General features: G+C 61.8%; 17 protein-coding genes. 7 read left to right on the forward strand and 10 right to left on the reverse strand.

What is annotated here, in order from left to right:
- The first annotated feature begins 31 nt into the window (after positions 1-31).
- Both P9228_RS16590 and P9228_RS16595 read left to right on the forward strand, forming a co-directional pair.
- Positions 32-1669 (forward strand): CTP synthase, encoded by a 1638-nt coding sequence (locus tag P9228_RS16590; protein ID WP_082953678.1) that lies wholly within the window; start codon positions 32-34, stop codon positions 1667-1669.
- A 17-nt stretch (positions 1670-1686) separates the two neighbouring features.
- Positions 1687-2226 (forward strand): DUF1697 domain-containing protein, encoded by a 540-nt coding sequence (locus tag P9228_RS16595; RefSeq protein WP_067319938.1) that lies wholly within the window; start codon positions 1687-1689, stop codon positions 2224-2226.
- 573 nt (positions 2227-2799) lie between these two features.
- On the opposite strand, the gene P9228_RS16600 is transcribed toward P9228_RS16595, so the two are convergent.
- Entirely contained in the window at positions 2800-4053 is a 1254-nt protein-coding gene (locus P9228_RS16600; protein WP_095825380.1) for a serine hydrolase domain-containing protein, read from the reverse strand.
- 246 nt (positions 4054-4299) lie between these two features.
- Here P9228_RS16600 and P9228_RS16605 point away from each other — a divergent pair, with 246 nt between their 5' ends.
- The gene (locus P9228_RS16605; protein WP_127217328.1) at positions 4300-4581 is read left to right on the forward strand and encodes a hypothetical protein; all 282 of its coding nucleotides are present in this window, start codon (positions 4300-4302) and stop codon (positions 4579-4581) included.
- A 419-nt stretch (positions 4582-5000) separates the two neighbouring features.
- Here the strand turns inward: P9228_RS16605 and P9228_RS16610 are convergent, their stop codons facing one another.
- Positions 5001-6458: an NCS1 family nucleobase:cation symporter-1 gene (locus P9228_RS16610; protein ID WP_067319942.1), complete on the reverse strand. Its 1458-nt coding sequence runs from the start codon at positions 6456-6458 to the stop codon at positions 5001-5003.
- A gap of 295 nt (positions 6459-6753) precedes the next feature.
- Here P9228_RS16610 and P9228_RS16615 point away from each other — a divergent pair, with 295 nt between their 5' ends.
- Positions 6754-7056, forward strand: coding sequence for a DUF982 domain-containing protein (locus tag P9228_RS16615; protein WP_278054376.1), 303 nt, complete (start codon positions 6754-6756; stop codon positions 7054-7056).
- Positions 7057-7145: 89 nt separating this feature from the next.
- Here the strand turns inward: P9228_RS16615 and P9228_RS16620 are convergent, their stop codons facing one another.
- From P9228_RS16620 to P9228_RS16630, 3 genes are all read right to left on the reverse strand, one after another.
- A complete protein-coding gene (locus tag P9228_RS16620) occupies positions 7146-8513 on the reverse strand; it encodes an HlyD family type I secretion periplasmic adaptor subunit (protein WP_278054377.1) in 1368 nt (455 codons plus the stop codon).
- Positions 8514-8660: 147 nt separating this feature from the next.
- The gene (locus P9228_RS16625; protein ID WP_245322438.1) at positions 8661-10406 is read right to left on the reverse strand and encodes a type I secretion system permease/ATPase; all 1746 of its coding nucleotides are present in this window, start codon (positions 10404-10406) and stop codon (positions 8661-8663) included.
- Between the two features lie 74 nt (positions 10407-10480).
- Positions 10481-14074 carry a DUF5801 repeats-in-toxin domain-containing protein gene (locus P9228_RS16630; protein ID WP_278054378.1) on the reverse strand — a complete coding sequence of 1198 codons (3594 nt, stop codon included), beginning with the start codon at positions 14072-14074 and terminating at the stop codon, positions 10481-10483.
- Positions 14075-15129: 1055 nt separating this feature from the next.
- Between P9228_RS16630 and P9228_RS16635 the strand changes: the two genes are divergently transcribed.
- Positions 15130-16293 carry a hypothetical protein gene (locus P9228_RS16635; protein ID WP_278054379.1) on the forward strand — a complete coding sequence of 388 codons (1164 nt, stop codon included), beginning with the start codon at positions 15130-15132 and terminating at the stop codon, positions 16291-16293.
- Positions 16280-16903 (forward strand): hypothetical protein, encoded by a 624-nt coding sequence (locus P9228_RS16640; RefSeq protein ID WP_245322431.1) that lies wholly within the window; start codon positions 16280-16282, stop codon positions 16901-16903. Before P9228_RS16635 ends, P9228_RS16640 begins: the two co-directional genes overlap by 14 nt.
- A gap of 3 nt (positions 16904-16906) precedes the next feature.
- Here P9228_RS16640 and P9228_RS16645 read toward each other — a convergent pair whose 3' ends face one another.
- From P9228_RS16645 to P9228_RS16655, 3 genes are read right to left on the reverse strand one after another with little or no spacing between them, the layout of a single operon-like run.
- On the reverse strand, positions 16907-17350 hold the full coding sequence (locus tag P9228_RS16645; RefSeq protein WP_127241036.1) for a GtrA family protein: 444 nt from the start codon (positions 17348-17350) through the stop codon (positions 16907-16909).
- Positions 17328-18020 carry a class I SAM-dependent methyltransferase gene (locus P9228_RS16650; RefSeq protein ID WP_278054382.1) on the reverse strand — a complete coding sequence of 231 codons (693 nt, stop codon included), beginning with the start codon at positions 18018-18020 and terminating at the stop codon, positions 17328-17330. The genes P9228_RS16645 and P9228_RS16650 overlap by 23 nt, the downstream gene beginning before the upstream one ends.
- Entirely contained in the window at positions 17995-19056 is a 1062-nt protein-coding gene (locus tag P9228_RS16655; RefSeq protein WP_066992717.1) for a glycosyltransferase family 2 protein, read from the reverse strand. Before P9228_RS16655 ends, P9228_RS16650 begins: the two co-directional genes overlap by 26 nt.
- Before the next feature lie 429 nt (positions 19057-19485).
- On the opposite strand from P9228_RS16655, the gene dusA reads away from it, so the two are divergent.
- Positions 19486-20484 carry a tRNA dihydrouridine(20/20a) synthase DusA gene (dusA, locus tag P9228_RS16660; RefSeq protein WP_278054383.1) on the forward strand — a complete coding sequence of 333 codons (999 nt, stop codon included), beginning with the start codon at positions 19486-19488 and terminating at the stop codon, positions 20482-20484.
- 72 nt (positions 20485-20556) lie between these two features.
- Here dusA and P9228_RS16665 read toward each other — a convergent pair whose 3' ends face one another.
- On the reverse strand, positions 20557-21261 hold the full coding sequence (locus P9228_RS16665) for a TIGR02281 family clan AA aspartic protease (RefSeq protein ID WP_127324421.1): 705 nt from the start codon (positions 21259-21261) through the stop codon (positions 20557-20559).
- A 28-nt stretch (positions 21262-21289) separates the two neighbouring features.
- On the reverse strand, positions 21290-21520 hold the full coding sequence (locus P9228_RS16670) for a DUF1289 domain-containing protein (RefSeq protein WP_066992723.1): 231 nt from the start codon (positions 21518-21520) through the stop codon (positions 21290-21292).
- Between the last annotated feature and the right edge of the window lie 156 nt (positions 21521-21676).

Genomic DNA, 21676 nt, shown 5'->3' on the forward strand with positions numbered 1-21676 from the left:
TCTGGCGGAATCAATCAGGCCGCGTTAAGCGATGACTCCCATGGCGCGATATGTATTCATCACAGGCGGCGTGGTTTCCTCACTCGGAAAAGGCATCGCTGCAGCAGCTCTTGGGGCTCTTCTGCAGGCGCGTGGCTATCGGGCGCGGATCAAGAAGCTCGATCCCTACCTCAATGTCGACCCCGGAACGATGTCGCCGTATCAGCATGGCGAAGTGTTCGTGACCGACGACGGCGCTGAGACCGATCTCGATCTCGGCCACTATGAGCGTTTTACCGGCCGCTCGGCCAACCAGCAGGACAACATCACCACCGGCCGCATCTACAAGAACATCATCGAGCGCGAGCGGCGTGGCGACTATCTCGGCGCGACCGTGCAGGTGATCCCGCACGTCACCGACGAGATCAAGCATTTCGTCCTTGAAGGCAATGACGATTACGACTTTGTGCTGTGCGAGATCGGCGGCACTGTCGGCGACATCGAGGCGATGCCGTTCCTAGAGGCGATTCGCCAGCTCGGCAACGACCTGCCGCGCAACAACGCGGTCTATGTGCATCTCACCCTGATGCCGTACATCCCTACCGCCGGCGAATTGAAGACCAAGCCGACGCAGCATTCTGTCAAGGAATTGCGCGGCATCGGCATCGCGCCCGACATCCTTCTGGTGCGCGCCGACCGGCCGATCCCCAAGGAAGAGCGCCGCAAGCTTTCGCTGTTCTGCAATGTGCGCGAGAGCGCCGTCATCCAGGCGCTCGACGTGCCGCACATCTACGACGTGCCGATGGCGTATCACAAGGAAGGGCTGGATTCCGAGGTGCTTGCAGCCTTCGGCATCGATCCGGCGCCGAAGCCGCGGATGGAGCCGTGGCAGGCGCTCTCCAGCCGCATCCACAATCCGGAAGGCGAGGTGACGATTGCCGTCGTCGGCAAATACACCGGCCTCAAGGACGCCTACAAATCGCTGATCGAGGCGCTGTCGCATGGCGGGCTTGCCAACCGCGTCAAGGTCAAGCTTGACTGGATCGAGAGCGAGATCTTCGAGAAGGAAGACCCGACGCCGTGGTTGGAGAAGGTGCACGGCATTCTCGTTCCCGGCGGTTTCGGCGAGCGCGGCTCCGAGGGCAAGATCCTGGCCGCGAAGTTCGCGCGCGAGCGCAAGGTGCCTTACTTCGGCATCTGCTTCGGCATGCAGATGGCCTGCATCGAGGCTGCGCGGTCGCTCGCCGGCGTCGAGCATGCCTCTTCCACCGAATTCGGCCCGACCGAGGAGCCGGTCGTCGGCCTGATGACGGAATGGCTGAAGGGCAACATGCTGGAGAAGCGCAGGGCTACCGGCGATCTCGGCGGCACCATGCGCCTCGGCGCTTATCAAGCCGACCTCGCCAAGGGGTCGAAGATCGCCGAGATCTACGGCGACACGCAGATCTCCGAGCGCCACCGGCACCGCTACGAGGTGAACATCGACTACAAGCAGCGGCTTGAGGATTGTGGCCTGGTCTTTGCCGGCATGTCGCCAGACGGGGTGCTGCCGGAGACGGTGGAATATCCCGACCATCCCTGGTTCATCGGCGTGCAGTACCACCCTGAACTGAAGAGCCGCCCGCTCGAGCCGCACCCGCTGTTTGCAAGCTTCATCGAAGCGGCGGTGGAGCAGTCGCGGCTGGTCTGAACGATCGGCCGGCGACCATGCGAACTTACGTCGCGCTGCTCTACAGCATCATCCTGGGCGAGGGGCGGCGCGTTGTCATGTCCGAGCTCAAGGCGATGGCCGAAGCCATCGGGCTGAAAAACGTCCGCACGCTGGTCGCCACGGGTAATCTGGTCTTCGAGGCGCGGACGGCCAGCGTTTCCGGTCTCGAACGGCGGCTGGAAAAGGCCTTCGAAGAGACTTTCGGCCGCCATGTCGATATCATCGTGCGCGGCGCAGAAGACTGGCTGAAGCTTGCTGCCGCCAATCCGTTCCCGGACGAATCGGCAAAAGCCGGCGATCAGGTCGCGGTGCGGGTGATGCGCCGGCCGGCGCCGGAAGAAGCCGCAGCGGCTCTTACAGCCTATGCCGCCGCGGACGAGAAGGTGCTGACGGTCGACGGCGATATTTGGGTCGTCTTTTCGCGCGAGCGGCCAAGCTCGCGGCTGCTCGCCGCAGCAAACCACAAGCGCATGGGGATCGGCACATCGCGCAACTGGAACACGGTGCGCAGACTGTCCGAGATGGTCGCCAAATAGGTTGAAATAAGGGTGGCTTTCGCCGCCCCGACTACTCAAGTCTCAACCCTCCGCGCCGGAGCAGGGCGAATCCGATTCCTCGATCGTTCACCGAAATCTGAGGCAGGCGACCGTTCCGATGAAAGGCCGCTGAGAAACACCTGCACGCAATCTGGAGATGATTCTCGTTTCGAGAAGCTGGCGCAAAACGGGAGATTTGATAAGGTTTGCTCAAGTCTACATGTCAGGGGGCATCGTGAGTTTGTAAGTAAATCTCAGCCACGCTTACAAGTGCCTAGCACGACACGGGCGTGGATTACACCGAAGAAGAACTGGGCTCGGCCGGGGTAGGGATGGCAAGCTTCTTTCGGACAGCACCTCAATGCGGGGGCGATAATCGCAATACCGTTCCAAGACAGCCAAGAGCTGGCCATACCGGCACGCGATTCCTGTTGCAACTCATCGGTTCATATTAGAGCGATGCCGGGAAAGCCCGACACAGAGTTCCGCCGTGCTTCAAACGAGGAGACGGAGCGGCTCACAACGGGTGAGCCGCTGCAAAGTTGTCGAGCCGTCTCGGCTCTTATCGGGCATTCAGTGGGGGTTGGGCGGCGTATACGGCTGGCCAAGAGCCTCTGAAACCGCAACAAATACACGCGTTGCAGGCGAAGAGCAGACCGTGTCGCGTGGATCGTCGGTCAGCGTCGGCTCCGCCTTGCAATCGCCGGAAGCAATGTCGCTGTTGGTCTGGACCACGGCGGCTATGTCCGCACCTGCCTTGTAAAACAAGGTCGTGTTGTAGCCTGGCAGTTCGCCCGTATGGCCCACCCAGCCGCCGATGCAACCGACGCCGATCCCGTAGCCGGCCGCGCCCGGGAAGGTCAGCCGCTCCTTCTGCGCAGCTGCCCCCAGCAAGCCGTTCCCGGTGCCCAGTGCCCGAGCATAAACCAGCAAATCGTCGATATTGGAAATCAGTTCCCCTGCAGTCCATCCCCAGGATGGGTTCCAGTTCGTCGCGTTGCTTGGTGCATCCGGCTTGGCAAAATCCCCCTGCAGGGTAAAGCCCTGAGCATAGGGCACCGGCATATCCACCGAGTCACCCGGCCAGGACGTGTTCTTGAGCTTCAGCGGATCAAAGATCTGCTCCTTGAAAACCTCGCCGACGGTCTTTCCAGTAACCTGCTCCATGACCATGCCGAGCAGGATAGTGTTGGTGTTCGAATAGTTGAACGAGGCTCCGGGCTCGAAGAGAGGCGATTCAGCCACGCCGATGGCCACCAGCTCCTTGGGCGTGAAGATCGTTTGAGGCTTGGAGAACAAGACATCTTGGAATTTTGCACTTTGGGTATAGCTCGCAATGCCGCTGGTCATATCGGCGAGCTGGCGGAGCGTGATCCGATCGCCATTGGGGATGCCGGGTACGTATTTCTGGATCTTGTCGTCAAGCGACAGCTTCCCAGCTTCGGCCAGCTGCATGATCGCTGTGCCGGTGAATGTCTTGGTAACTGAACCGATGCGCGTGTGCATCCCCACAGCCATGGGTGTGCCGGCGGAAGGGTCGGCCTTGCCATACGCCGCCTTCCATATTCCGGAAGGTGTCACCACGCCGACGATGACACCCGGTGCCGCCGTCTTGGGCAGCGCGGATCGAACCGCAGCGTCAAGCTTCGCGCTGAGCTTCGAGGGCAGCGGCGTTGCCTTGGCCGGAACCGACCCATCGGCAATCACTTTTTCGATGTTCGCAACGCATCGCGCGCTATCGGCTGCGAATGCATATTGGGAGGAAAAAGCAAACAGGGCGACGGAACCGATGCAGCGGACGATCAGACGAAACCCATTCTCTTCCATTGCCATTCTCCACATTTAGAAAAAGGTCGAACGAACATCATGGTGAGCAGTCAAGGATCGAAAAGTCGAGCGCAGGGCGTTTTGGAGCTCTTGGGGAGTGCACACCGCCGGCGTTGATTTGCGAGCGCAAGTTCGTATAAACGAACATTTTCAACCCGGACGGGAACTCGCCTCTCCAACCTGCGCCCTCCGCGTAAGCTCCGTTCCGAGGCAAAGATACGATAAGATAAGGTCCGGAGCCAAGGTTTGTCGCTGGGCGTGGAGCGCTTTGGCAGAACTCGCCTGGCCGGCGTTAGTGCCAGCAAAATGGTGCTCCGCGGCTTGGAGAATGGCGATGTTCGACTTCGAAAATATTGGTCCGAAGCGAAAAGCGGGAATCTTCCGAAAGTATCGGAGACTTCCACCGTTCCGGTGACACGAAGGCACGTGCTCGCAAGCTCAACCCTGCCGTTTCTCGTCGCCTTTGCCGGTGTTCGGCGGGCAGCGGGCGGATCGCAGGATCCGGTGTTTCAACTGACCAAAAGCTAAGTTCCTGATCGCAGGGTCGCGCTCCTTCAATGCGTGCTCGAGGACAAAGTGTTTTACTCTTCCGATGTTGATGGACTGTTTGGCCCGCACTGGGGACTACGAGGTCGGTCTATATGACAACGCGGATTTGGCAAGGTTGGCTATCGCGTCTTACTCCCACGAATTCGGTTCCTGATATCCTTTCACGGACGACCAGCTTCTGGCGGGCTTTGCTGTTACGGACAGCTATGTAGACTCAACAGGCAAGGACGTGGTCGCTGTCTCTCCTGAAGAAATGGATCCTACCATTACATCATTGAGCCCGAGGTCGAACTGCCCTGACGCAACTTTTTCGAGCGCAAGGACCCCGCATTGGCTGGCCCGAGATGGTAGGCAAGTGAGACGAAGCAAATGGGGCGGCTTTCGCCGCCCCGACTGTGTTAAGCCTTGGCCATGCGTGCGCCGGCGCCGAGCGCCATTGTGCGCAGCACATAGTAGACGGCGCCCGCGATCGCGACCCCGAAGAACCAGCCATAGACGCCCCACCAGGACGGCAGCCAGTTGGTGAAGTTGGGCAGGATCGAGGAGAAGATCGCGCCGATGCCGGCGGCGATGAAGGCGTTGACGTGCCAGCCGCCCTGGAAGCGAAACTCGCCATCTTCGCGGTAGAGCGCGTTGACGTCGACCTCGCCCTTACGGATCAGATAATAGTCGACCATCATCACGCCGAAGATCGGCCCCATCGTCGCGCCGATGATGTTGACGAAGGAGGCAGCGCTGCCTTCCCACGGCGCAAACGGATAGAGCACCAGCGCGATCAGCGCCGCGATATAGCCGCCCTTCTTGAAGTCGATCTGACGCGGGAAGACGTTGGAGAAGTCGAAGGCCGGCGAGACGAAGTTCGCCACGACGTTGATGCCCAGGGTCGCCACCGCGAAGGTCAGCGCGGCAAGCGCCGCCAGGAACCAGCTGTCGAATTTGGCCGAGATCTGGTCGGGGTGGAGCAGCACCTCGTGATAGACGTCGTAGGCGGCGATCGTGGTGACGCCGGCGACCAGCGAGAACAGGATCAGGTTGACCGGCAGGCCCCAGATGTTGCCCTTGCGCAGCGCCGCGTTGTTGGGCGCGTAGCGGGCGAAGTCGCAGAAGTTGAGGTAGAGCGCCGAAAAGTAGGTTACCCAGATTGCCGCCACCGCGAACAGCGCGGTCCACGAACCCGGCTCGCCTGGCACGCCGGCATCCTTGGTCTTGTCGAGCAGCACGTCCATCGGAATATCGCTGGTGAAGGCGAAGGTGCCCGACTTGACGCAGAGATAGATCGCCAGGATCAGCATCATCACCCAAACGGCGGGTCCGGCCCAGTCCTGGAAGCGCCGCACCGTTTCCATACCCTTCTGGATGATCAAAAGCTGCAGCGCCCATATGACGACGAAGCAGATCACCTCCAGGGTGGAATGGCCGAGCAGATGCGAGGTCCGGTTGAATTCGTCGAACCACTGCAGCCGCGTCAGCAGCGCGACGATTGCGCCCGACGCGGCGGCCGTCTGGGCGCCATACCAGAAGCAGGCGACGACGGCGCGCACCAGCGCCGGAATGTTGGCACCCCAGATGCCGAAGGAGGCGCGCGCAAGCACGGGGTAGGGAACGCCAGTCTTCACGCCGGCATAGCCGACAAGGTTCATCAGGAAGTAGATGATCAGCGAGCCGATGCCGATGGCGATGATGAAGTTGACGAAGCCGCCGCAGAACAGAAAAAGGCTCGCGGCGAGATAATAGCCCCAGAGGCTGTGGACGTCGGAAGTCCAGACGTTGAAGATTGAAAACGGCCCCCAGTTCCTGACTGTTGCCGGAGCCAGATCCTCGTTGTAGAGGTCCGGCGAAGCGCCTTGTATAGTCATTGCAACTGTCCCCTTTTGCAAAACGCGGCGTCCCCGCGTTAACTGGTGAGGGTAAGCCTGACGCTGGGGAACCTACAAGCAATCCATTTGCCGGCTTTGGCCTTAAAGTCATTCAATGAGAATCGCGCTTCTCGTCGCGCCAAAACAGGAATCGCCTTTACTTGAGTCGGCTTGCCAATCGCGCCCTGTCCGGTTCCGAACTTTTTCGACCAGCAACCAAAATTGTGTGGAACCAAATCCCTGGACATGCGTTTATGCGGGTTCGGCCGCTTTGCGGTCGACCGGGAGGATAGTGATGGATCGCTTGCATTTCTTTACCCCAGTGCGGATCGCGCGTGGGCAGGGATACCCCTTGGAGGAAGTCGACAGCGTCTCCGAAGCGATGGTGTTCCTGCGGAAGTGGCCAACGGGGAGGCGCGGCCCCGTTTATCAATGCGCCGTGAATTGCTGCTCGGCAGCTACGGCTGGCAAGATGTCGGCTGAGGAGGCGAGAAAGGCTTTTGTCGGCTTTGCCCGCATCACTCGGATTCTCGACGACGAGATGGCGCTGCCTCTGGGTGGCGTTTCGATGGACAATGTCTACGCTCTAAGGCGCTAGCACGTTCGAATCCTTCGGCAGCATGAGACGTCGGCCTGAGGCCGACGTCTCGGTGGTGTTGTGTGCTTACTGGCACGAGTTGCTTCGTTTCAATTCTCCCTGAAAGAGCGTGTGAGGGAGGCTTCCACCGGGGCCAGCATGTAGTCGAGCAAAGTGTGCTCCCCGGTCAGAATCATCACTTCCGCCGGCATGCCGGGCGATAGACGGACGTCGTGCAGTTCTTCGAGATCGGCCGCGTCGACCTTGACCTTGGCGAGGAAATAGGGCTCGCCGGTCTTCTCATCCGTCAGCCGATCGGCCGACACCGAGGTGAGCAGACCGTGGATCTGCGGCAGATGCCTGCTCGGATAGGCCGTCAACACCACGCGGGCGGGCATGTCTGGATGCACCACATCGATATCCGTGGTCTTGATGCGTGAATCGATGACCAGATTGGGCTCGTTGGGCACGATATCGAGAAGCGGCTGGCCGCTGGCGATCACGCCGGATTCGGTCGTTACGCGAAAATTCATCACCGTTCCCGCAATCGGCGCGACGATGTCGGTCCTGGCCAGCACATCCTGGCGCGAGGGCAATTGGCTGCGCAATTCGGCCAGGTCGGTGCGCACCTTGGCGAGATCCTCGTTGGCGCTCTCACTGTCCTGCTGGCGCAGGTTGAGGAGTTGGAACTGGGTTTCGCCGATCTCCTGATCGTTGCGGGCCACTTGAGCCCGGTTTGACGCTTGGTTGGCGCGGATATCGGCCTGGGAGCGCAGCAGCGCCAATATCCGCGGCAAGCGCTCCAGCCCCTTTTTGTAAAGCTCTTGGGCGGAAGCGATCTCCTGGTCGATCAGCCTGAGTTGCTCGGTCTCTGCGGCGATCACGTCTCTTGATCCCGCACTTTGCTCCTCAATCTGCGCGATGCGCTTGTTGAGGATCTGCGTGCGCCCGTCGCGGGTCGCGAGGCGGCTGTCGAGCAGCGCCTGCTCTTCGGCGACCACGTTTCGCCCCAGCTCGCTGTCGATCGAGGTCAGCTCCTTGGGGAAGGCGACCCGATTCTGGCCGGCAAGCTCCGCGACAAGGCGCGCCTCGGTTGCCAGCAGGCGGATATAGCGCCCCTGCAACTCGTCGTAGCGGCCCTGCGCCTCCGTAGTCTTCAAGCTGATGAGGACCTCTCCGACGCCGACCTTATCGCCCTCCTTGACATGAATCGCGCCGATAATGCCGCCTTCAAGGTGCTGGACCGTCTTGCGATAGCCTTCGGGGCTGACGACGCCATCGGCGACGACGGCACTTGCCAGAAGCGCGACGCTGGACCACACGGCGACGCCGCCGACGAAGACAATCGATGAAACATAGCCCAGCATACGCGCCGGCCGGGTCCGTTGATTGAGGTCGCCACTGATTGCCTGGAATGCATGTGACCGCCGCCGGAAGAATCGGGAAATCAGGAGCAGGACGAGCGCGCCGGCGGCCACAGTCAGAGCGATACGCGTCGGCCAACCCAATCCGTCATACCAAATCGAGGCCGCGGCGGTCAGATCCCCGGCCAAGATGCTCAGCGTGCCGGTCAGCTCACGCAGGCTGTCCGCCAGCCCGTTCAGAAGCGTCGAGAAGTCCATGGCTCACTCCACCGCTTTCAGGTTTGCCGGCGCGAAGGCGGCAATCTTGTCCCGCATGGCCCCCGGCATCGGAATGCGCCTGGGCTGGCCTGCCAGCGCGCCGAGCACCTCGTCGCGCGTGCCGAGCATCATGACCGATCCGTCGCGGAGGAGGACGATGTTGTCAGCCGTGCGCAGAAGACTGGTCTGATGGCTGACGATAACGACCGTGCGGCCGCGCTCCTTCAACTGCTGAAGCACGTTGAACAGCGCCGCCTCTCCTTCGCCGTCGAGGCCGGTGTTCGGCTCATCGAGTACGATCAGCGGCGGGTCGCCGAACAGTGCCCGAGCCAGCGCGATGCGCTGCCGCTGACCGCGCGAGATCCGAACGCCGTGCGGTCCGACCTCGGTCCGATAGCCGTTCGGCAGCCGCAAGATCATCTCGTGAATGCCGGCGAGCTGGGCCGCGGCGATGACGGCTTCGCTGTCGACGTCGCGCAGGCGCGCGATGTTCTCGGCGATTGTTCCCGGGAACAATTGGACCTGTTGCGGCAGGTAGCCGATATGCTGGCCGAGCTCGTTCGACGGCCAATTCCAGACCTCCGCACCATCCAGCCTGACATGGCCCAGCGAGGGTCGCATCGTGCCGACGATGAGACGGCAGAGCGTGGTCTTGCCGGAGCCGGACGAGCCGATCACGCCGCAGGTCTGGCCGGGCTCGACACCGAAGCTTATCGCGTTCAGCAGGGCCTGCGGGGTTCCCGGCGCGTAATAGTGCAGGTTCTCTAACTTCAGCCGGCCTTGCGGGCGCGGCAAGGTGACGCCGACGTTCTGCGACGACCCGGTGGCGGCAAAGAGCTTGATCAGGTTCTGGCGCGCGGCCCGAGCGTTGACCAGGCTGCGCCAGGCGCCGATGGAGCGTTCGATCGGCGCCAGCGCGCGGCTGAGCAGGATGGAAGCCGCAATCATCGACCCGCCCGTGAGTTCGCGGTGCAGGACGAAATAGGCGCCGAGCCCCAGCACGGCCACCTGGAGGGCGAGGCGCAGGGAGCGCGACAGGCTGCCGATGACGGTGGTGCGCTGGAAAATGCGGGACTGCAGAGCTGTGAGAGCTTGCTGGTTTTGCTCCCAGCGCAACAGCGCCGGCTCGGACATGCCGAGCGAGCGCAATGTTTCGGCGCCATCGACAAATTGACCGACGGCGGCCTGGCTGCGGCGCAACCCTGCGGCTGCTTCCTGGTTTTTGCGGCGAGTGAGGAAATCGTTGGCTAGAGCGCAGCAGAACAGAAGCACCGCGCCGGCAAGGCCGAGCACCCCCAATGCCGGATGCAGAAACCACATGAACGCCATGAATACCGGCGTCCATGGCGCGTCGAGAAAGGTCAGAATGCCGTCGCCGGCAATGAAGCTGCGAAGATCGCTAACGTCCTTCAGGCCGGCTTCGACGTTGCTGCCGGCCAGGCGCGCCGCCATGGCGCGTTCGATCACCGGGACGCTGAGCTGGTCGTCCAGCCATTGGCTGATATGCCCCAGCATCATCCGGCGGGCATGTTCCAAGAGGCCATAGACGGCAATGGCGCCGATGACGGCAAGGGTGAGCCACAGCAGCGTGTCGATCGAGCCGCTCGACAGCACCCTGTCATAGATCTGCAGCATGTAGATGGTGCTGGCAAGCAGAAGAAGATTGGTTAGCAAGCTGAAGAGGAAAAGGGCCGGCGCCTGGCGGCGCGCCAGACGCATCACTTCCTGGAATTGCGGCCTTGGCTGCATCACGGAACCCCCTTCGATGCCTTACTGCCGAGTTCCAACGGGGGCAGCACTTGGCCGCCCCCGCTGCTTCTGTGTCAGGCGATGTCGACGAGTATGTGCTGGACGGTGGTCATATCGCCGTCCGCGTCCGCGATTTGGACGCCGAAGTCGAGGTGCGCGTCCGGCGTCGTGGTCTGCGTCGTGGTGAAGCCGATGTCCACGATTTTGATGACGTCGTTGTCGGCGACGGCTGTATCCACACCGTTCACCTTGGCCACGTCGTTGTCCCAAATCACCAACGGGGCGGAAAGGCTGCCACCATTCGCGCCGACCGCGCTATTCAGGTCGATCGCGGTAGCACCGCCGAGAGCGGCGTTGGTACCGGCCGGCGCACTACCGGCCCCGACCAGACCGTTGCCGGACTGCATGATCTGGACGCCTTGGAGCACCCAGTTCTCACCGGCACCGTTGTAGTCGTTTCGCTCTATGATCACTAGGCCGTCGTTGTTATCAAGCTGGAAGTCGGCGGCGTATGCGGAAGGTACCTGACCCGTCTTGTAGATGTCGGCGTTCGAGATGTAGATCGCCTTTGTCGTCGTAAGCGCCGGGTTGGCAGTAGACACGAGATTAACGATGACCATCAGGTCCTCGTTGCCGATACCGTCAAACTTGATGGCCATGTCGTTAGCCGTCTGGGTCGGGACGTGATTGGCACCGTTGTCGGTCGAGATACCCGGTGAGGTGTCGAAGAACCGAAGCGTCAGTGCCTCGCCCTTCTGGATAGTGTCGCCAGCGACCCCGTTCGTGGTCTGGGTTGCAGAAACCCAGTCTTCGTTGTTGTTGGTGACGAACTGGCCGGGGTTCCACACCTTGTCACCAGCAACCGGCGCGCCGTCGTCATCGCCGAGACCTAAGGGGATGCTCGAAGTTGCCGAGTTCGCCGTGAACTGCACGAAGAAGTCCCGATCGGTCGTTTCGGGTGTGCTGTCCGCCTCGAAGAGCTTCTCCACCACGATCAACGGGTGACCGGTATTGCTCGTGGGCTGCTTGGAGAGAAGCTCACTGGTGTGCAGGATGTCCCTGGTGAAGCCCTCCACCGCGTCGATCAAGGTGATGGTGTAGGTGTCACTGTCCTTGTTGAAGACAAGGGTACCGCCCGCCGTGGCCATCTGATTGCCGGCCGTGTTCGGGTCGCTATCGTAGGAGATTTGCCAATTGAACGAAGCTTCGGTGGCGCTTTCCGACTGTAGCGTCGCGAACGAGCTGATGAATGGGGTCGGCGTGCCAGGGACAAGACCGGTGAGATTGCCATCAAGGCTGAGCTGGATGCCGCGAAGCACGCCATCCTGGTCGACGAAGTCCGAGTGCGTGGCGTCGTAATAGGAAGCCGGGCGGCCGTCCGAACCGATGTCGTAGCCAAAAGCACCAGATGCCGTTTGACCGACTGCGTTGCCCAAGGTCTCGTGAGTACCATTGCTTCCACCCCCGGATGCGTCACCGTCGAACGGCACCGTGATCGTCGGGCCGTCGTCCTTGAAGGTGAGGTTTTGGCCGATGTTGAGTGTGGTCGATGTATGATCACCGTCCTTGTCGGTGATGGTCGCGGTGAGCGTAACTAGGTTATCCGCGTCCAGTGTCTTGCTTTCGTCCGGGTCGCTGGTCGGATGGACCACTGCCCGGAGTTGATCCAGGGTGACGCTGCCGGTGCCGCTAACAGAGACCGTGAAGACAAGGTCATTGCTCGTGGCGGTGCGACCTTCGATCACAGTGCCATTGAGCGAGAGGACGACGGCCTGACCGGTTAAGGTGTCGGTAAGGCCGGTCGAACCAGCAGTAAAGCCGAGTGCGTAGGTGACCGTGCCTGCGCCGTCGGCACCGAAGGCCGTGCTGAAGTTCGCCGCAAAGCTCTTCGTGTCGTTAGTCGTAAGAACCGTGTCGTCGACAGTGAGCGTAGGCTCGGTGCCGGTCGTCGAGATGCTCGGGCCGTCGTCCTTGAAGTTGAGGTTCTGGCCGATGTCGAGGGTGGCCGGTGCGTGGTCGCCGTCCTTGTCGGTAACCGTCGCGGTCAGTTTGATCAAATTGTCGGCGGCCAGAGTCGTGCTCTCGTCCGGGTCGCTGGTAGGATGGACCACCGCGCGGATCTGATCGAGGGTGACGTTGCCCGAGGCATCGACAGAGACCGTGAACACGAGGTCGTTGCTCGTGGCGGTTCGACCTTGGATGACGCCGCCATTCAGCGAGAGGACGACCGCTTGCCCGGTCGCGGTGTCGACAAGTCCGGTCGAACCGGCAGTAAAGCCGAGTGCGTAGGTCACCGTGCCGGCCCCGTCAGCACCGAAGGCCGAGCTGAAGTTCGCCGCGAAGCTCTTGGTGTCGTTGGTGCCAAGAACCGTCTCGTCGACAGTCAGTGTCGGTTCGGTGCCTGTCGTTGAAATACTTGGACCGTCGTCGTTGAAGTTGATGAAGGAGCCGACTTGTTCGTTGTGGGCATTAGCAACGTTCCCAGCGAAATGCACCTCTTTGACGTCGAAATAATCTTTCTCACCGTCGATATTCTTGATGGTGAATCGGTCAAAAGTTCCGCCCGAGCCGCCCGCCGTAGTAAAATCAACCGTAACGCCTTCGCCGACGTTGTGGAGGATCATTCCGGTGCCGTTGAGATCAACTGTGATGCCAAGGGCAGAGGCCGTCGTGGCGACGCCATTCAACTTGAACGTTACTCCGGTGATATTGATCTCGGTATCGTTGTCGTCACCCGGCAACGCGGCGCCTTTTGCGTTGTCGTCGTTGTTGTAGGCGTGGACCTCGATGTCAGCTACTGTGTTAGTAGGCGTGGACTGCGAAATCGAGAAACCGGCGCCGGAGACGTTCTCGATGTGGCCTGTGTAGTTGGGAGCCAGCGGCGAGTTGGTAAAGTTCTTGCCTGCACTTTGGGTGCCGCCACTGATCAGGTCGATCTGAAGTTCACGGCCGAAGCGCACGTCCTGAGAAGAGACACCCAGACCTTGCGTGCTGACATTGACTTCAGCCTGCGTAGTGCCGTCGTGAGCCGTGACCAGAATTTTCTGTGTGCTCGCCGTGTCGGCGTCGAGGATATACCAATTGTTGTGTCCGGGAGGGGCGTCGCCGAGCTGGCTGAAATTGAGCACGGTGGTGCCGGTGACCGATGCGTACACCTTGTTGAGCAGATCGATCTGGTCGTTCGGGTCGTTCGCGTCCGGATGGAGCAACGGCACATACTGGACTAGGTACAAATCTGCGTTTGTTGGGCTGGTGCTGACCAGTCCAAACGAGAAGGCGAGATCCCCGGTCGCGGCGGGCATAGTGGCCGCACTGGAAGTGCCGATGACGCCGATCACGACGTTTGAATGCGTCGGGTCCTGGAACAGCCAAACATAGTTGCCATCCACCGTTCTAATGCCGCTGTTGACGCCAACGGTGGTGGAAAACGGCGTTCCTGAGGAATTCTGGGTAAGAACGACCGAGGTGATGGTTTCCCCTGCGTTCGCCGTGGCTACCACGAAGTTGGATTGGAAGGCGACCTCCGGTGAGGTCAGTCCGCCCGAACTGTCGCGACTTAGGAGATAGGCCAAAGTGGGGTCATTGTTGCCGATGGGATTAATGTCGTCACCCTGAAGACCCGTGGTCTCGTCGATGATGATGTCTTGAGCAGTGATGTCGAGTGCCATTGAAGCTCTCCCTGGTTTCAATGCGACAGGCGCGAAATCAGCCCCAACGCTGGCAGCCGGCCGCATAGGCGCGCATCCACCAGCGGAGCCGGTGCCGCGCGTCATCGTTGAACGAAACTGGAGTTATCGGCTTAACCCGGGGTAGAGGGTGTTGAGGGGACCGCCGCTTCCCCGCTCCTTGCCCCGTCAGGCAATTCTGGGCGGATGCGTCCTATGCGCATCGGTAACCCACCAACAGCGGGCACCAAGGATCGATGATAAGGGCATACTCAACCCGCCCCTCTTCAACAGGCTATTGACTGCCTGTAACGCCTCCCGCTCAGAACATGAGCACGAAAAGTTTACTCTTATTTGTGGAAACTTAAACTCGTACTGTTGCTTTTTTGGAAAAATTGTGAAGCAAAAATGGTCCAACCGAGTGTGGGACCTTTGTCCCTGCTCTTTTCAACTATTTGAAGAATGTTGTCGCCAGCATCTACCGAATCTGGATGAAGGTAGAGCGGAAACATCTGAAAATGGCTTTGCAACCAATGCTTGCGACGGGGGGCGGTCGCGCGGTCCTTTCACCGTCAGCTGACGCGCCGCGCGCCGCTCTACACCGAGTGTGGTCGCGACGGCGTCATCCAGGGCGAGGCGGGCCTGCTTGGATTCGAGGATTCCGAGCATCCCGTTGCGCAGCAATAAAGCTCGGAGCCGCGAAAGCTTGTCGCAGCGACGGTGATCACAACGCGTTCGGTTGCGACGGAAGTCAAACCTCGGCGTCGGCTAAGTACGCGGCAGTGCTGGACGCGATGGCCGCTACGCAGCGCGTTCGGATCGTGAATGGTGGGCGCTGGTTGTGCCACACGCCATATACATGTTCGGACTGTTTCCATGGCCTATCGCCGGCGCGCCGCTACCGGCAGATTGTCCACCGGATGCATGACGGCCGGAATATCGTGCAGCGGAACTAAAAATCCCACCGCCCCTTTAGGTATGCAGTGTCGAACGGCGAGGCGTGTTGGCCAGGGACGCCGGCCCCGACGCGGATGCCATCCGGACGGTTGGAGGCGGATTTGGCAGTTGAAGATGTGGCGCATGCGAAGAGCGGCATTCGCCTCACGGTGATCGCGGTGGCGGCAGTGCCGCTGCTGTTTTTGTTGAGCGGTCTTGTCATCCGCTACGCCGCATTCGCATCGGTGTCGCCGGATCCGAGCCTAGCGGCCTATGCCCGCGCCTTCTGCAAATGGGATTGCTCCTGGTATGTCGGCATTTCCGAACAGGGCTATGAGCGCTTTCCCATTCCTGGCCGCAGCAATGTCGGGCGCTGGGGGTTCTTTCCGCTTTATCCGATGCTGGTGGCGGCGGTCCGCACGATTCTGCCCCTCTCCACGATCGCGATTGCGACGGCGGCATCGCTGGCGTGCGGCTATGTCTCGTGCCTGGTGGCATGGTCGCTCATGGACAGGAACATGCGGGCCTATGTGCTTTATTGCGCCTTCCTGCTGAGCGGCCCGTTCTCGTTTTATTTTGCCACCTTCCTCACCGAGCCGCTCTTCGTGCTTTTGACGTCCTGCCTCTTCCTGGCGCTCAAACGCTCGAACCATCTCGCCGCGGGGTTGTCTTGCGCGCTGCTCTCGGCAACGCGGGTCGTCGGCGTGCTGGCCGTGTTCGCGATCGTCATTCGCATGTTTGAGGAGCATCGCGCCAAGGGCGGGTCGGCCATCGGCTTCCCACGCTGGCTGCTCGGCCGGCCGGATCTCATCATCGCCATACTCATCTCGCCCGCCGGCCTGTTCGCCTACATGCTCTACCTTTACGTCACGGTCGGGGACGGCTTTGCCTTCGTGCATGTCCAGCGCGCGTTCGGGCGCGTGGCCGGCAACCCGCTGCTGTTCCTCTGGGCGGGGCTGTCCTATCACCCCGGGGCCGGTTGGTGGCCCAGTGCGCCGCAATGGAGCGCGTCGACGGCAATCGTGGGACTGGCGCTGGCGGCGGTGCTCGCGGCGCGCAGGCAAATTGGCGCGGCCCTGTTCTGTGCCATGGCCATCATCCTGCCTTTGACCTCGAATCTGGCTTCGATGGTCCGCTATGTCGTCGGCCTCGCGCCGCTGACGATGCTGACGGCGGTGCTGTTGTCGGGCTCGAAGGCGACATTGGTCGCTGCGCTGATTGTCTTCCTCTTCACCTGCTACTTCATGACCGTGGCCTGGCTTGGAGGCTATCTTGCGCTGGTCTGAGCTGACGGAATCGACCAGGCCGGTAATCCTGGGTGCCGGCTACGCGCTGGCGGGCGCACTTGCGGCAGCCGAGATCGCCATCCTGGCGCTTGCCCTCAGCCCGAATGTCAGCGACGATTACCGCGCCTATTACATCGACAAGACCACCACATGCCTCAACCGGGACGCCGTGGGGCGCTACACGCCAGGCCGGACCGTATCGTTCCGCTCCGACGGCGCCCGGGAAGCAACCACCATGATGGTCTGCGGCTGGTCGGGGCCAGTAGCGGACGGCACCCATTCGCTGGGCGAGAGCTCTCGCCTGCGCCTTACCCTGCCGCCGCTTCGCGACGGGCTTCGGGCAACGCTGGAAATGGCCGCCGTTATTCGCCCGCCGCAGACCTGGCAGAGGATCGTCGTGTCGGCCAATGGGACCGAGGTGTATCGGGGGACGCTGTCGGGCGATGTGGCGACAACTGTGTCCTTCGTCATTCCGCACGCCGTGCTGGCTGGCAAGGCGACACTGGACATGGCCATCGAGTATCCCGACGGCATTCCGCAAAGCGCCGATGCGAGCAACATTTACAACCGCGCCATCAAGCTGAGATCTTTTCGGTTGGACACGCTTTGATCCTCAGGAGGGCCCGTCATCGCGCAGGCGGCGCTCTGCAAAGACCCAGCGATCGAGCACAAGAAGGTTAAGCGCTGGGATGGCCAAGGAAGTGAGGAGAACGGGAACGGCAAGCGGCAGGCCGAATGTCACCGTCAGCAGGTACGGTGCCGCGTAAGCCATAGCGAGGCCAGCAATGGTCAGCAACACGAAACGCGGCGCCTGCGACCGGTGCGAGCCGGCCGACATGAAGGTGAAGGATTTGTGCGCCAGGTAGGAAAACAGGGCGGCGGCCGCGTAAGCGGCGAGCGAGGCTTCGACGGGCGCGAGCCCGAGCCAGTTCGATCGGGCAAAGATTGTAGTCAGGACGGCATAGAGGATTGTGGCGACAAGGCCGACCGAAGCGAAGCGCCCTAGGAGCTTCGTGCCGGCGACGCGACGATTCTCAGGCGCGGGCGACACAGGCATACTGCGCTCCGAGCGGCAGCCAAGCGAGCGCGCCTTCCAGTTTCCGGGCAAGCGGCTTGGCCGACGGCAGGAGCAGAAAATGCTCGCAGTGCACGTCGCGGAAGCCCGCCTGCTCAAGCAGCGATGCCGCCTTGCCAGCGCGAAGCAGGACGGCGTCCTTGTCGAACGGACATCTCAACACCGCCATACGGGTCAGCGGGTTGTAGGGATTGTGCTCGATGATGCAGCCAAGTCCGCCTCGCCGAACGACGCGCCGCATCTCGCGGAAGAAATCCAGCCACGACGCAGGCGGCACGTGGTGGACGACGCAACTGGCGAAGGCCAGGTCGAACATGCCATCCGCGTAAGGCAGGCGTGAGGTGTTGCACACGCTGTACGCGACGTGCGGGTTCTCAGCGCTGGCACGCGCGAGTGATTCCTTCGACACGTCGCAGCCGTCGAGTCGATCGAAGACATCGGCGAGATGCGGATGAAGCGAGCCCACGCCGCAACCGACATCGAGCGCGCGCACGCCTGCGCCGCCCCGCCGGAGGTCCTGCTCGAGGACCAGTCGTCGCAGAAGCTCGGCCTTGGCACGCAGGAAGAAATCATGGCGCAGCCCGGAGAACCGGATCGAGCCCTCGACTGCCTCACTGTAGCTGGACCTATAGCTGTCGAAGAGTTCGGACATCCGCCGTGACCCCGTTCCTGGACTTGCGAAACGAAGCGCGCTTGTCGCGGGAGGCGACGCGCATCGGCCGGTCGAAGCCACTCAGCCTTTCGATAACGTAGAGCGGGCGCCGTTTGACCTCGGCATGGATGCTGCCGACGTAAAGGCCCATCACGCCGGTCATGAAAAGATTGATGCCGATTAGCAGCGACACGATCACCACCGTGGATGTCCAGCCGGCAATCACGCCGGTTTCGAGGATCCAGGCCGCGATGGCGTAAGCGCCGAACGCCAGGGCGAGAGCGGAGATGGCCAACCCGGTCAACAGCACCAGTTGCAGAGGCCGCTCCGAAAAGCCGATGATGCCATGGATGGCAAGCCGCATCATCTTCCAGAACGGGTATTTGGTTTCGCCAAGCGTCCGCGCCGGGCGCTCGAACGGCACCGCCGCCTGCTTGAAACCCATCCAGCCGAACATGCCCCTGACGAAGCGGTCGTGCTCCGGCATGCGCTTGAACGTGTCCAGCGCCTTCCGGCCGACGAGGCGGAAGTCGCCGACATCGCGCGGGATCTCGACCGGTGTCATCCTCTCCAGTAGCCGATAGAACAGGCTGGCGGTAAAGCGCTTGAACCAGGTTTCGCCCTTGCGGCTGACGCGCCTTGCGTAGACGACTTCGAAGCCGTCCTTCCACTTCGCCACCAGGTCGAGAACGACCTCGGGCGGATCCTGCAGGTCAGCGTCCATGACGATGACGGCCTCGCCGGAGGCCGCTTCCATGCCGGCGCTGATGGCGATCTGGTGGCCGAAGTTGCGGGAGAGCTCGATCAGGCGGAAGCTCGGTTCGGCGGCGACCATGCCGCGCAAATAGCTCACGCTTCGATCGCTGCTTCCGTCGTCGACGAAGATGACTTCGGTGTCTCCGTCCAGTTTTGCGGTCAGTGCGCTGATCCGCTCGACCAGCCGGGGCAACACCTCCTCCTCATTGTATATCGGCAGCACTAATGAGTAGCGTAGGGACGGTGCTCGCGTCCGGATCCGCTGGACAGATTCTTGCATGCGATTGCAATGGAACACCGGCCAGAAAGTTCCATAAGCAGGCGCTAATTGCGGAAGAAATGGCGCTGCTCCTCGCCAAAAAAGGCGCGCAACGTTCGGTTGAAATCTAACCGGGTACCGACAGAAGTCCTTGGATCGAGGATTTTGATGGCCATCTTTTTCAGGCCCGGCGGATGGAGCGCCCACCGGATCGCGAAAGAGCGGCGCTGCATCGTGCGCCGATCTCGGCGTTCCTGCGGCGCAAAAATCTTTCGTGAGATGCCCCGTGACGAACCTGGGCTCTCCAAGAGCCGGATTTTAGTTTAGGGAAGGTGTCCAATTCGTCTGCGCCCCGTGTGCACGGACGCATCGGAAACCGGAAAAACGGCCCGTCCCGTGGGGGAAAAGACCACACACGACGTGGCCCAACATTTTTGAAACAACAAAAAAATGTCGAAGTATCAAGATTTCAGAATAGCCATAGCACCAATGATGGACTGGACGGACCGACATTGCCGGTTCTTTCACCGTCAGCTGACGCGTCGCACGTTGCTCTACACGGAAATGGTGGTGGCGGACGCCGTCATCCATGGCGCACGCGAGCGCCTGCTCGGCTTCGACGGTGCCGAGCATCCGGTTGCGCTTCAGCTTGGCGGTTCGGATCCGCGAAAGCTTGCCGAAGCGGCGGTGATCGGCGAGGCGTTCGGCTACGACGAAATCAATCTTAATGTCGGCTGTCCGTCCGACCGCGTCCAGTCGGGCACTTTCGGCGCCTGCCTGATGAAGACGCCGGTGCTGGTCGCCGAATGCATCGCGGCGATGAAGGCGGCGGTGACAATCCCCGTCACGGTCAAATGCCGCATCGGCGTCGATGACCAGGACCCCGAACCCGCTCTCGACACGCTCGCAGACGGCGTGCTGACGGCCGGCACCGATGCGCTCTGGGTGCACGCCCGCAAGGCGTGGCTGGAGGGGCTTAGTCCCAAGGAAAACCGCGAGATCCCGCCGCTCGACTATCCGCGCGTCTATCGGCTCAAGGCCAGGATGGCCAACCAATTCATCGGCATCAACGGCGGCATTCAATCCCTTGACCAGGCAGAGGCGCACCTCGCTTATGTCGACGGCGCCATGCTCGGCCGCTCGGCCTATCATACGCCCGGCATCCTCACCGGGATCGATGCCACATTTTACGGCGAGGCGCCGGTCGCTTTCGACTATGCGGCCCTGATGGACGCCATGGCCGCTTACGCCGCGCGCCACATCGAGAAGGGCGGACGGCTCGGCCATGTCACGCGCCATATGGTCGGGCTGTTCCACGGTCTCCCGGGCGCGCGCCGCTACCGGCAGATTTTGTCCACCGACGCCAGCAGACCCGGCGCCGGGCCAGAGGTGCTGAAGACGGCGTTCGCGGCAATAGATTTCGTGGCGGCGGAAACCGAAGCCGCTTGAGGCGGATCGGGCGGCTAGAGCGTTTCACCGGCGAACCGCTCCATCTGTTTGTTTTGGACGCAATCGGGAAATCTAGTCGCGCAGGATCATCCGGTCACCGCGCACCTCGAAGCCCGACAGCGAGCCGATGAAGTTCATGCCGAGCAGGCTTTGCTCGAGCATGCCGGGCGCCGCGACCATCACCGGCATATCCTTGCGCACGATGCCGCCGATCGCCATCTCGTCGGTCCTGACCGTTGCCGCACGCGCCATGCCGTTGGCAGTCGAGACGTCCACGGTGTAGCTGAGCGCCGCTGGGTTGAAGCCGGCCGCCTGGGCGTCCTCCGCCGTCAGCACCGTGCTGGTCGCGCCGGTGTCGACCACCGTGCGCACCGGCCTGCCGTTGACGAGGATTCGCGCCTCGAAATGGCCATTGCCGGCCTTGTCGAGCGTCACGGTGGCACGGCCACTATCGACGCCAAGCGCCAAGGGGCTTCCCGGAACAAGGCCGGCGGTGACGCGGCTGACAACATCCTGCAGCTCGTAGCGGTACTGGTAGCCGGCGATCAGCGCCAGCACGATTGCCGCCCAGACGCCGAAGTTGCGCGCCATGTCACCGAGCGGCCGGCCAGAGCGAATAAGGCTGGCGCCGATTACCGCCACCAGGACTCCAACCCAGATCAGCCTGCTGAAATCGTTGTTCTTGATGCCGAAGGTGCGGCCGGCGGAATCATTCATCATCAGCAGGATCAAGCCGGCGCCGATCACCAGCATGACGACCCAGAACAGACGATTCATGGCCAGCCCTTCCTTACAGCCAGCTCTTTCACAGCACGCCGCGCTCGCGCGCCATGCGGGCGCGCCGCGTCTCGCGGCGGGGCCGGCGTTCGACCGTCTCCAGCCGCGCCGGCAACTCGGCCATGACTGCACGCCGAACTTCCGGCGTCATCGCGATCCACCCGGCGATCTCATCGCGCGTGCGGCCGCAACCGAAACAGAAGCCGGTTTTCATGTCGATGGAACAGACGAGTATGCAGGGAGACTCGATGGCGGTCATGCTGTTCTCTTGCCTTCACTCCACATGGTGCAACCGCAACGCCAATGCAAGCCCTTCGCGATGCGCCGTCGACCGGCGCTTCGCGGCATTGCCGGGCGGTTGTGCCAGGCGGTGAAGGCGGCTATGCCGCTGGCTGTTCCTGCAAAGAGACCGCAT

Origin of the sequence: Mesorhizobium sp. WSM4898 (assembly GCF_029625845.1) — a bacterium.
Classification (GTDB): Bacteria; Pseudomonadota; Alphaproteobacteria; order Rhizobiales; family Rhizobiaceae; genus Mesorhizobium.

Bases quoted from the DNA above. Each gene is read 5' to 3' on its own strand.
- P9228_RS16590 (WP_082953678.1), top strand. From the start codon at position 32: ATGACTCCCATGGCGCGATATGTATTCATCACAGGCGGCGTGGTTTCC.
- P9228_RS16595 (WP_067319938.1), top strand. From the start codon at position 1,687: ATGCGAACTTACGTCGCGCTGCTCTACAGCATCATCCTGGGCGAGGGG.
- P9228_RS16600 (WP_095825380.1), bottom strand. From the start codon at position 4,053: ATGGAAGAGAATGGGTTTCGTCTGATCGTCCGCTGCATCGGTTCCGTC.
- P9228_RS16610 (WP_067319942.1), bottom strand. From the start codon at position 6,458: ATGACTATACAAGGCGCTTCGCCGGACCTCTACAACGAGGATCTGGCT.
- P9228_RS16615 (WP_278054376.1), top strand. From the start codon at position 6,754: ATGGATCGCTTGCATTTCTTTACCCCAGTGCGGATCGCGCGTGGGCAG.
- P9228_RS16625 (WP_245322438.1), bottom strand. From the start codon at position 10,406: ATGCAGCCAAGGCCGCAATTCCAGGAAGTGATGCGTCTGGCGCGCCGC.
- P9228_RS16630 (WP_278054378.1), bottom strand. From the start codon at position 14,074: ATGGCACTCGACATCACTGCTCAAGACATCATCATCGACGAGACCACG.
- P9228_RS16645 (WP_127241036.1), bottom strand. From the start codon at position 17,350: ATGCCTGTGTCGCCCGCGCCTGAGAATCGTCGCGTCGCCGGCACGAAG.
- P9228_RS16650 (WP_278054382.1), bottom strand. From the start codon at position 18,020: ATGTCCGAACTCTTCGACAGCTATAGGTCCAGCTACAGTGAGGCAGTC.
- P9228_RS16655 (WP_066992717.1), bottom strand. From the start codon at position 19,056: ATGCAAGAATCTGTCCAGCGGATCCGGACGCGAGCACCGTCCCTACGC.
- dusA (WP_278054383.1), top strand. From the start codon at position 19,486: ATGTCGAAGTATCAAGATTTCAGAATAGCCATAGCACCAATGATGGAC.
- P9228_RS16665 (WP_127324421.1), bottom strand. From the start codon at position 21,261: ATGAATCGTCTGTTCTGGGTCGTCATGCTGGTGATCGGCGCCGGCTTG.
- P9228_RS16670 (WP_066992723.1), bottom strand. From the start codon at position 21,520: ATGACCGCCATCGAGTCTCCCTGCATACTCGTCTGTTCCATCGACATG.